The sequence below is a fragment of the Candidatus Chloroploca sp. Khr17 genome, assembly GCF_004138165.1.
Classification (GTDB): Bacteria; Chloroflexota; Chloroflexia; order Chloroflexales; family Chloroflexaceae; genus Chloroploca.
In genome coordinates this window covers 71,333-81,540 of the sequence record NZ_RYFF01000004.1, presented here as the reverse complement: position 1 = coordinate 81,540, position 10,208 = coordinate 71,333, and the positions used below count along the sequence as shown (strand labels likewise).

Here is a 10,208-nt window from a genome sequence, read left to right as displayed (position 1 = left end):
GATGAAGCAGCTTTCTGAAGAGCCTGAACGGACAGCTCCTGTCTAGGCATGCCCCCGACCATAGGCAACCCAACTCTTACGGCCCTGCTCACGCGCCTGATGGGTGGCGCGCTGGCGTGTTTCGGCAGCAGTCTCGCTGAGTTCACGGATATCGTAAAACGGGCCGTCCTGACTAGTCAGGACACCGATAGCGAGCGACATCAACGGCACCTGACGCATCGTTCCGTTCTCATCAGTGACCTCCAGGAAGCCCTGTTTACGATGGCGAAAATTGTAGTGTAACCCAATTTCTTCGTCAAAACGATTTAGTAAATGTTCACAGATCAGCTTGATCCGTTCAGGGGTTGAGGTCACGACAAAATCAGGTCCGACCACCATTTGGCCGACAAACTCATCAGAGTTCCCTACGCCAACTTCGGTGACACCCTCGTTGAGGAGCAATGCGGTAAACTTGAGCACATCCTCACCCACAACCGAGCCATAACTCTGGGTAAAGGTCTCGAAGCCATTGATATGGATCTGGGCCATCGCCCAACCCTGGGTCGTCAAGAGATTGCGGAGTTGCTCATTGATCAACTCGGCGGTAGGGAGATTGGTGACGGGGTGCAACTGATTTTTGCGCCGGGCCTCATCAAGTTGGTTCTTGACAATCGTATGAACTTCTTCGATATCAAAGGGTTTGACGATATAGTACTGAGCCTGCACTTCACCGAGGCCGATCAGACGGTCGCGGCGTTCACCGCGTGCCGTCAAAAAGATGATCGGAATATGGCGTGTGCGGGGGTTGGCCCGCAACGCCCGCCCAATTTCATAGCCTTCCATATCGGGAAGATTGACATCGAGGAGGGCGAGATTGGGTGGTGTTTTGCTACAGATCTCCAGTGCATGGGAACCACGCATCGCGGTGAAGACCTCGTAACCGCGTGAGGTGAAATAGATCTTGAGCAAGTTGGAAATATCAGGCTGGTCTTCAACGACTAGAATACGTTCTTTGCTCACCGGATTGACCTCCTCGCACTGGTGGGAGAAACACCGACGCGCTGGTGCTGCTGGCTGACAGAGCCAGTCGGTTGACTGATTGAGCGGGCTGGGGCTGGCAACGACTGATGCTCATGCAAAGCGGACGCATCGTGGTGATCGCCATTAGAACGGCAGCTTCCGTTGGGATAGGCTGGTTGGATCTGTTCAAGAGATGCCCCAGGTGGTTCAGGATGGTCTGGTTGGGCTGGATCGTGGTAGACATTGGGCCAGTGATAGATAATCCGGCGTGGTTCACCGGTACCAACGTCGACATCGTCGACATCGTGCCCCCTGACCGTCTTGCTAATCAAGCCCTGATCATGATCAAAGATTATAACGGTATTCGACTCGATCATTCGTCCAGGGTAGACGACAAAGCCACTGCCGATTTTCACATTATGACCCACAGCTGAGCCCAGGACGGGGAGATGCACTTCAACAGCCTCGCCCTGATGCATTACTTTGATTGGTTCATTTTGCAGATTGAAATCGGTAAAACAATTATTGGCCCCGATAAACGTATTGCGCCCAACGACGGTCAACTGCAGGGTGGAATTCTGAGCGACCATACTATTTTCCATCAAGGTGGTCATAAAGAGACCCGCATTGAAGGGGAGGAAACAGCGATCACTGACCACACTGAGCATCACCTGACTTCCCTGCATCACATTGACATTATTGCCGATGATGCTATTGGCAATCACAACGCCTGGTCCGATATAGACATTATCCCCGATCACGGTTGGCCCGTGGATGGTTGCCGAAGGATCAATCGAGCAATTTTTACCTACTTTGACGAGGGCGTGGGAGGCGAGGAAATGGTTGCGCCACATCTCTTCAAAGGGATTGAGGCGTTGCCAGATTGCCGCTGCCGAGAAGCCGGCCTTATCAACAAAGATACGCCAGTCTTCGCGTTTCCAGTGCAGCACATCTTTGAGGCGAGCGCGGCTCATTTTGACATCTTGCGCTGCCGCATCGGTGAAGACACCCATCAAGATATTGGCGATAAAGACATGCACCCAGCTTTCAAGGGAAAGAAAAGCGCGCAACGGAATCTGATAGGTGAGATCGCCCTTATGCGCCATATAACTTGGGATATGATAATAGCCCATCTCGTGGCTCTGGGTTTCGATAATAAGCGGGATAGGTTCTTGAACGGGGCCGTGAGGGAAATAGTAGAGTTCGGCAAGATAGACATCGGCGCACACTTCGCGACCTTCATCGAGGCAGGGTTGCGCGGTGCGCGCAACAAAACCACGGGTCAACTGCAACGCATGGCGTTCGATAGTGGGGTCACCCCGTACGCCGGTGGCAGGATTGCTGGCACGAAACGCGATCTGGCAGGCACGCCCCGAAGTGCGCGCGGCACTGATGAACGCCTCGATAAGGTTGCCATTAAAATAGAGATTATCACGATAAACTAATAACTCATCTGAGTTGCTGTTTTGTTGAGTGAAAAGATCTTCAATTGAATTTATTTCAAGACTGCCTTTGCAATGATGTTTGAGCAGATCGCGTTGGAGCAACCAAAGAGGCTTATTCAGAATACGTAATTCGCGTGCGGGTTCAGCAAACGGAGCGATCGGTTGATGATCGCGGATGATGATGCGCTCCATCGAGATCCCCTTTCTTGCACGGCAACATGAGAGATGGTGACTACCCACCTTGACGGCATACATCCCCTACGAAGTACTATAGGATGTAGCGACCGGGATCACAAGTAGGCGAGGTTACAGTCGCATTACGAGAACCATGCGTGGTTTCGCAGTAGGGGTGAGTATTGGTATTGTACACGATGGCTTACCGTATCGTCAATTAATTATGTTAACCTTGGTTGATCAGTGACGCGTGATGTCTGGCAAGGTATGTTCCCGTGGGTGAGGTGGTGACCTGCATCACTGTTTCAGGGGGGCCAGCGGCGACGAGTTGCCCACCGCCGCTGCCGCCCTCGGGTCCTAGGTCAAGCACCCAGTCGGCGTGCAGGATGACATCGAGGTTATGCTCGATGACCATGACGGTATTGCCTGCATCAACGAGGCGATGCAGGATGCTCAAGAGGCGTTCGATATCGGCAATGTGCAGGCCGCTGGTTGGCTCATCAAGGATATAGAGGGTGCGTCCAGTGGCGCGACGGGCCAGTTCGGTTGCCAGTTTGATCCGTTGTGCTTCGCCGCCCGAGAGAGTATTGGCCGGTTGGCCGAGGCGGATATAGCCGACGCCAACATCAAGCAGCGTTTGCAGCCGTTCGGCAATCGCGGGGACGCGGGCAAAAAACTCGGCACCCTCGGCGACGGTCATGGCGAGCACATCGGCAATGGTCTGGTCGCGATAGCGTATATCGAGGGTTTCACGGTTGTAGCGGGCGCCACCACAGCGGTCGCAGGGCACAAAGAGATCGGGAAGGAACTGCATTTCGACGCGGATCAGACCCTCGCCACTACAGGCTTCACAGCGGCCACCCCGGGCATTGAAGCTAAAGCGTGAGGCATCGTACCCGCGGGCGCGGGCCTCGGTGGTGGCGGCAAAGAGGTTGCGCATTGGGTCAAAGACGCGACTGTAGGTGGCTGGATTTGAGCGTGGCGTGCGCCCGATGGGGTGCTGATCAATCGCGACAACTTTGTCAATAGCTGCGAGCCCTTCGAGGCTCGTATGGAGCCCGACGCGACCCTGGGCGCCATGCAATTCTTGGGCGAGGCGAGGATAGAGCGTATCCATGACGAGGCTGCTTTTGCCACTGCCTGACACACCGGTGACGACCACGAGGCATCCGAGCGGAACCGTCACGTCGAGATCGTGTAGATTGTTTTCACGGCAGCCACGGATGGTCAGGAAGCGACCGTTGCCGGGGCGTCGCTGCGTTGGGCGTGGGACTTGGCGCTTGCCACTGAGGTACTGCCCGGTGAGTGAGCGCGGCTCGGCGAGCACGGTTTCGAGGGTGCCACTGACGATCAATTCGCCGCCTTGTGGGCCAGCACCGGGCCCAATATCAACAATCCAATCGGCGGCGCGGATCGTCGCCTCATCGTGTTCAACGACCAGCACACTATTGCCGAGGTCGCGGAGGCGGATGAGCGTCCGCAACAGACGCTCGTGGTCACGGGGATGGAGACCGGTGCTTGGTTCGTCAAGCACATAGATCACCCCCGAGAGCCCCGCGCCAACCTGGGTTGCCAGACGGATGCGTTGACTCTCGCCGCCGCTGAGGGTCGTGGCCGCCCGGTCGAGGGTGAGGTAGCCAAGACCAACATCGACAAGGAAGGCAAGGCGTTCGACGACGTCTTTGAGTAGCGGGGCGGCGATCAAGCGTTGGCGGGTGGTGAGGGTTGTGGGTGCCGTGCCTGCTTCTGTGGGGGCAGGGTCGGCGTCGGTTGAGGGATGGTCTGCTGGTGACGTGGGCGGTTTTTCCTCCACCAGCATCAAGATCCTCTGGGTCCAGGCCAACGCCTCGGTGATCGGCATCCGATTGATGTTGGGCAAGGTTTGGTCGGCAAAAGTGACGGCCCGCACTTCAGCCCGCAGGCGATCGCCGTGGCACGAAGGGCAGATCTGGAAAGCCCCGTTGAGCAGGGCAGCCTCGTCGGCTTCTTCTTGATCAGCGGGAAGTTCATCAGGGAGCGTAGATGCAGGCAACGCATGGTCACGATGCGCACCGAGATCGCGTTCAGCGATTTGGCCCAGACCATCACAGGTTGGGCAGGCACCGTGCGGGCTATTGAACGAAAAATGACGTGGTTCGAGGTTGAAGAGGTTGATCGACCCGTGATCGGGGCAGGCATAGGCCTGTGAAAAGCTCAGGGTTGCGCCATTGAGCGTATGCACAAGCAACCGCCCTGCGGTAAGCTTGAGGGCCGTCTCGACCGAGTCGGTAATGCGCACGCGATCGGGGTGTTCGGCGAGTTGATCAGCGCGGGGGCGAGCAACGTTGGTTGGGGGATGGCGCACAATCAAGCGATCGACCACCACCTCGATCGTATGGCTGAGTTGAGGATCGAGGGTGATGACCTCATCAAGGTCACGGACATCGCCATTGACGCGCACGCGGACAAAGCCACGGCGGCGCATTTCATCAAAGACCAGCACGTGATCGCCGGTACGCTGGGCAATCAGCGGAGCAAGCAAGAGCAGGCGGCTCGCCTCGGGGAGGGTAAGGATCGCATCAACCATTTCTTGCACCGAGTGGCGGATGAGGGGCAGGCCGCACTGCGGACAGTGTGGTTGACCGGTGCGGGCAAAGAGGAGGCGCAGAAAATCATAGATCTCGGTGACGGTTCCGACCGTTGAGCGCGGATGACGGCTCCCGCTGTGCTGATCAATCGCAATCGCTGGCGAAAGACCCTCGATGGCATCAACATCTGGTTTGGCGAGTTGGCCGAGAAACTGACGAGCGGCCACCGAAAGACTTTCGACATAACGCCGCTGGCCTTCGGCAAAGATCGTATCGAACGCCAGCGTACTCTTGCCCGACCCCGAGAGACCGGTGATGACCACCAACTGATTACGGGGCAAGCGCACATCAATATTTTTAAGATTGTGCTCACGGGCACCACGGACAATAATCCAGCTCACATCAGCACCATGTCATCACGATGAACGACGGCGGGGCCATACTCATACCCAAGGGTCTCGGCGATCTGCGTTGAACGGAGGCCCTTGATTGTCCGGACATCGGCAGCGCGATACTGGGTCAGGCCGCGGGCGATCTCGTGGCCTTCCTGGTCAAAGATACGCACCGTCTGGCCGCGGTCAAATTCACCCTCGACGGCCACAATGCCAGCGGGCAAGAGACTACGGCCCTGATAGCGGAGCGCCTGGACGGCACCTGCATCAACGACGAGGCGGCTCTGCCGGGCTGTTTCGGCGATGATCCAGCGCTTACGCGAGTCGAGGTGGCTCGCGGCTGCCGGGAAGCGGGTCCCGAGGCGTTCACCGTGGGCAACACGGAGCACCACATCGGGCTGCATGCCCGAGGTAATCACGACGGTGGTACCGGCGCGGGTCGCCAATTCAGCGGCCTGGATCTTGGTCTGCATACCACCGGTACCACGATGGGTTCCAGCGGCGCCAGCAATGCTCCAGATCCGCTCATCGATCACCTCGACTTCATTGATCAATTCAGCGCTGGGATCATTGCGTGGGTCGGCGGTATAGAGACCGGTGATATCGGTGAGGATCAGCAAAAGATCGGCATCAACGAGGCCAGCGACCATAGCCGAGAGATTATCGTTATCACCGACACGAATCTCGGCGGTGACCACGGCATCATTTTCATTAATAATCGGCACAATGCCGCGCTCGATGCAGAGCAACAGGGTATTGCGGGCATTGAGGTAACGTCGACGGTCACGGAGATCATCGCGGGTCAAGAGGGCCTGAGCGACCTGAAGGCCATACAACTCAAAGAGTTGCTCGTAGAGGTGCATCAGGCGGCTCTGCCCAACGGCGGCATAGACCTGTTTGAGGGGCACATTGGCGCGAAAGCGGTGATCGGGCGCATCATTGAGGCGTTCGCGGCCAGCAGCGACGGCCCCAGACGAGACAAGGAGTACCTGAACCCCCTGAGCGCGTAGGTCGGCGACCTGGCGCGCGAGGCTAACGAGGTACGGGCGATTGAGGCGATCGGTACCGGCGGTCAGAACGCTGGTACCGAGCTTGATCACAAGGCGTGAAGGAAGATTCGTCATACTAAGCACTACTCGTTGGACGTTTAATGCCAAGCTCATCCAGGCGTTCGGGGGTTGGATCGCCCGCAGGCGACCACCCGTGGCGCTGATAATATGCGGCGAGCATCGAAGCAAGGGGAGGCAGTTGATCGGCGGCGGATCCATCTTCAAGCGGCTCACGCAGCCAGCGAGAGGGGAGCGTATCAAGGCCACCATTATCGGCATACCGACGAGCAAAGAGGCGTTCGACCGTCAGAATACGTTCACCGAGACGGGACATATCGGCGCCGGTCAAGACCACCCCGGTTGCCCCGGCGATCAACGCGAGCAATTCACGTGGTGAAATCTGATAGCCCATCAACCCGAGGCGGCGGCAGATTCCGGCGGCATCGAGGATGGCGGCGAAGCGCTCGTGCCAAATGAGGCGGGCAACCTTGCCATAAGCGTCGTGGGGCATTCCGGACTGTTCAGGAATCCAGGGCGGCGGCGTGGGATGGAAGGGTTCGTAGGCCATCGCATAGCGATAATCGCCGCCAATAGGGGCGGTCGCGGTCGCGAGGGCCAGCAGATAGGACGCACGCACATCGAGGGCGGGCATCGCCTGGCCCTTGACCTGCGGCGCAAAAGCCTCACTACCCCAGAAGACACCTTGCATCTCACCAACACCAAGCGAGAGCAGGTCACGTTTCTCGTGCTTGCGACCGAGGTTCTCGACGGCAGTGAGGATCGCCTTGCCATCGCCCCAGACGAGCGACTTCTGCTGAGTCAGCCCCTGCTCTTGGCATTCCATCAGAAAACTGACGGCAGCGCTCGTCGCAACGGGATCAAGCCCGAGGCGGAGGCAGCGGTCAGCGAGCAGGGTGAGGCAATCAAGGTCAGTAATGCCACACCAAGCGCCAAACCCAGCGACACATTCAAGTTCGGGCACAGGGCGGCGCACCTCGGGGTTCTGGAAGAGATCGAAATAACAGGGCATCGGACAATCCTGGCAGCCACGCGACTCACGGGGATGGGCAGTGAGGCTAGACCGAAGGGTGAGCATGTGCTCACTGCCGTATCCACGTTGCCCATTGTGTTCAGTGAACGCGCCTTGCTCAACGGCACGCGTGAGGAGATGGCTACTGCCAACCTCACTGAGGCCGGCGGCAACGTGGCTGCTTTCAACGCGGCGGCGGATGACATCGAGGGCGGCCTGCATACGCTGCGGGTCGTGGGCCGTCAACGGCGGGCCACCGCGAATGACGATCGCCTTGAGGCGTTTCGCCCCCATCACAACGCCGGTGCCGGCGGGTTCAGCGGGGTAGCGACCCTCGGCAACAATGCTGGCATAGGCAACCTCGGCCTCACCGGCGGGGCCAAGTGCGAGCACAGTGGCCTCATAGCCGTGGCGAGCTTGAAGCATCGCGGCGGTTGCCACCGTATCAGCACCGAGCAAATGCGTTGCCGAGTGCAGTTGCACCTGATTATCCTCGATCGCGAGGTAGACCCAATCGGTGGCCTGACCACGGATCACGAGCACATCATAGCCAGCGCGGCGCAACTGTGCCCCCCAGTGACCCTGGGCCCAGCTATAAGCAATTGCGCCAGTCAGGGGCGAACGGGTTCCAACCACAAAGCCGCCCGAGGCAAACGCAGAGGTGCCAGCGAGCGGACCTGCGGCAAAGACCAGCACATTTTCGGGAGCCATCGGAGCCGTAGCGGGCGGCAGGTGATGCCAGAGCAGCCATGCAATTGCGCCACGACCACCAAGATAATCGCGTTCGACCGTAGCCGGCAAAAACTGGCGAGCGTGACCGCGTGCCAGGTCAATGGTCAGAGTACGGAGAGCCATAAGGTACATTGCTCACGATGCTACATCATCTTCTTTTCCTCCATTATACCTTGCTCGCGCAATCTGGTATGGTATAGTAGGGTTCAGGCTTGTGAGTAGTTTGGGGCCTGCGGACCCAAGCGTCATACGTATGCTGGTGCAAACAGCCAGCGTCACTGGCGGTTTGCACCAGCATACATATGGGTTTTTAGGGCTAGCGCCCTAAAGTTCATGCATATGAGACCTAAGGTAGGTAGCAATGGCGGCAAAAAAACCTTCACCAGCCCGTTCGCCTGTCGCACAGGCGCGGGCTGATCGTGAGAGTATGCGGCGTAAAGAAGCGCTGGCAGTGCTGGCGTGCCTTGATTGCTTCCAAGATGTGCCGCCGGGTGAATTGAACCGTCTGCTGGCGATGAGCACGTTTCGCGCTTTCCCTGCCGGGGCGACGCTCTTAGGACAACAGAAACAGGATCGCTTCCTCTTCATTATATTGCAGGGGAGCCTGTTTTTGCGCTTGCGTGACAAAGATAGCCGCGATGTGTTGATGGGAGCATTGTCACGTGGCGATTGTTTTGGCGAAGGGCCGCTGTTTGGTGATTTCTTTCGGCGGATGAGCGCACTGACACAAACCGACTGCCACCTTTTGCAGATACCGATGGCCGAACTCCGCGACGCAATGAGTAGCATGCCCATGCTCGCTGCGGCTTTGCGCCGTGTCTACAAGCAGCGAATGGTTGACTGTACCCTGGCGCGGGTCCCCTTGTTGAGTCAACTCTTCCCGATGGAGCGTCTGGCCTTGGCGGGGTTACTTGAACCAATGCATGTTGCGCGGGGTAACCTCATTATCTGTCAGGGCGAACCGGCGAGTGCGCTCTATTTGCTTGAGAATGGTCAGGTGATAGTTGAACAAGATGGCGTGACCATTGCTACGCTGGGTGAAGGCGATTTCTTTGGTGAGATGTCGTTGTTGACCAGCAAGCCCCATCGGGCGAATGTGCGCGCTCTGACCCCTACCGATGTGCTTGCCCTGCCAGGTGCTGAATTTTACCGCCTGATTGAAGAGCGTCCGGAGCTTGAAGCGCAACTCCGCCAGGTCATCGAAGCCCGTCTCAGCAACTCGGAGAAGGTGAGCAATGATGAAGAGCGGAAGCACCAGGTTGAACTGGCGGTGACGAAGGGCCTGTTGCGGGGCACTCATCTACTCGTGCGCACCCCGGAACTCTGCCCACCAGAGTGTCGCATCTGCGAGCAGGCGTGTGCCGATCGCCATGGGCGTGCCCGTTTGAGTCTGAACGGGGCCATGATTGATCAGTTTGATGTTGTGGATACCTGTCGGCAATGCAGTGTCGGCGCTGAATGTGTGGAAGTCTGCCCTGATGACGCCTTTGAGCGCACCGAAAACGGTGTGTTGATCATCACCGACGCCTGCACGGGGTGTGGCAAATGCCTTGAAGCGTGCCCCTACGATGCCGTTGCGAGTGTCCCGCTGCCCCACCAGCGTCCTCAGCGTGGGCCGCTGGTGACAATGCTACGGGCCGCGAGTGATCGCCTGCGGCGGAGCCCGATGATCCCGTTGGAGCCAGCGCGGCCGACGCATCGCGCCGACAAATGCGACTTGTGCCATGGGTACAACGACCTGACGTGTGTCAGCAGGTGCCCGACGGGGTCGTTACGACTGGTTCCGGTGGAAGAAGTTTTTCCGTTGTAACCAGCCGCGC

6 protein-coding genes are annotated in these 10,208 nt (G+C 58.2%); 1 reads left to right on the top strand and 5 read right to left on the bottom strand.

All coding sequences use genetic code 11. From position 1 onward, the window contains the following. Positions 1-42: 42 nt before the first annotated feature. The 5 genes from EKD05_RS03780 to EKD05_RS03760 form a co-directional block, all read right to left on the bottom strand. The gene (locus EKD05_RS03780; RefSeq protein WP_129671065.1) at positions 43-999 is read right to left on the bottom strand and encodes a response regulator; all 957 of its coding nucleotides are present in this window, start codon (positions 997-999) and stop codon (positions 43-45) included. Further along, positions 996-2,636, bottom strand: coding sequence for a DapH/DapD/GlmU-related protein (locus tag EKD05_RS03775; RefSeq protein WP_129671063.1), 1,641 nt, complete (start codon positions 2,634-2,636; stop codon positions 996-998). Before EKD05_RS03775 ends, EKD05_RS03780 begins: the two co-directional genes overlap by 4 nt. Before the next feature lie 208 nt (positions 2,637-2,844). Next, positions 2,845-5,586, bottom strand: coding sequence for an excinuclease ABC subunit UvrA (uvrA, locus tag EKD05_RS03770; protein WP_240695617.1), 2,742 nt, complete (start codon positions 5,584-5,586; stop codon positions 2,845-2,847). Next, complete coding sequence (gene proB, locus EKD05_RS03765) at positions 5,583-6,701, bottom strand: glutamate 5-kinase (RefSeq protein WP_129671061.1); 1,119 nt, start codon at positions 6,699-6,701, stop codon at positions 5,583-5,585. The genes uvrA and proB overlap by 4 nt, the downstream gene beginning before the upstream one ends. A 1-nt stretch (position 6,702) precedes the next feature. Then, positions 6,703-8,511: an aldehyde ferredoxin oxidoreductase family protein gene (locus EKD05_RS03760; protein WP_129671059.1), complete on the bottom strand. Its 1,809-nt coding sequence runs from the start codon at positions 8,509-8,511 to the stop codon at positions 6,703-6,705. 238 nt (positions 8,512-8,749) lie between these two features. Between EKD05_RS03760 and EKD05_RS03755 the strand changes: the two genes are divergently transcribed. Next, positions 8,750-10,198, top strand: a complete 1,449-nt coding sequence (locus EKD05_RS03755) for a cyclic nucleotide-binding domain-containing protein (RefSeq protein ID WP_129671057.1) — start codon at positions 8,750-8,752, stop codon at positions 10,196-10,198. Positions 10,199-10,208 lie beyond the last annotated feature (10 nt).

Coding starts and splice junctions, on each gene's coding strand:
- EKD05_RS03775 (WP_129671063.1), bottom strand. CDS start 2,636: ATGGAGCGCATCATCATCCGCGATCATCAACCGATCGCTCCGTTTGCT.
- proB (WP_129671061.1), bottom strand. CDS start 6,701: ATGACGAATCTTCCTTCACGCCTTGTGATCAAGCTCGGTACCAGCGTT.
- EKD05_RS03760 (WP_129671059.1), bottom strand. CDS start 8,511: ATGGCTCTCCGTACTCTGACCATTGACCTGGCACGCGGTCACGCTCGC.
- EKD05_RS03755 (WP_129671057.1), top strand. CDS start 8,750: ATGGCGGCAAAAAAACCTTCACCAGCCCGTTCGCCTGTCGCACAGGCG.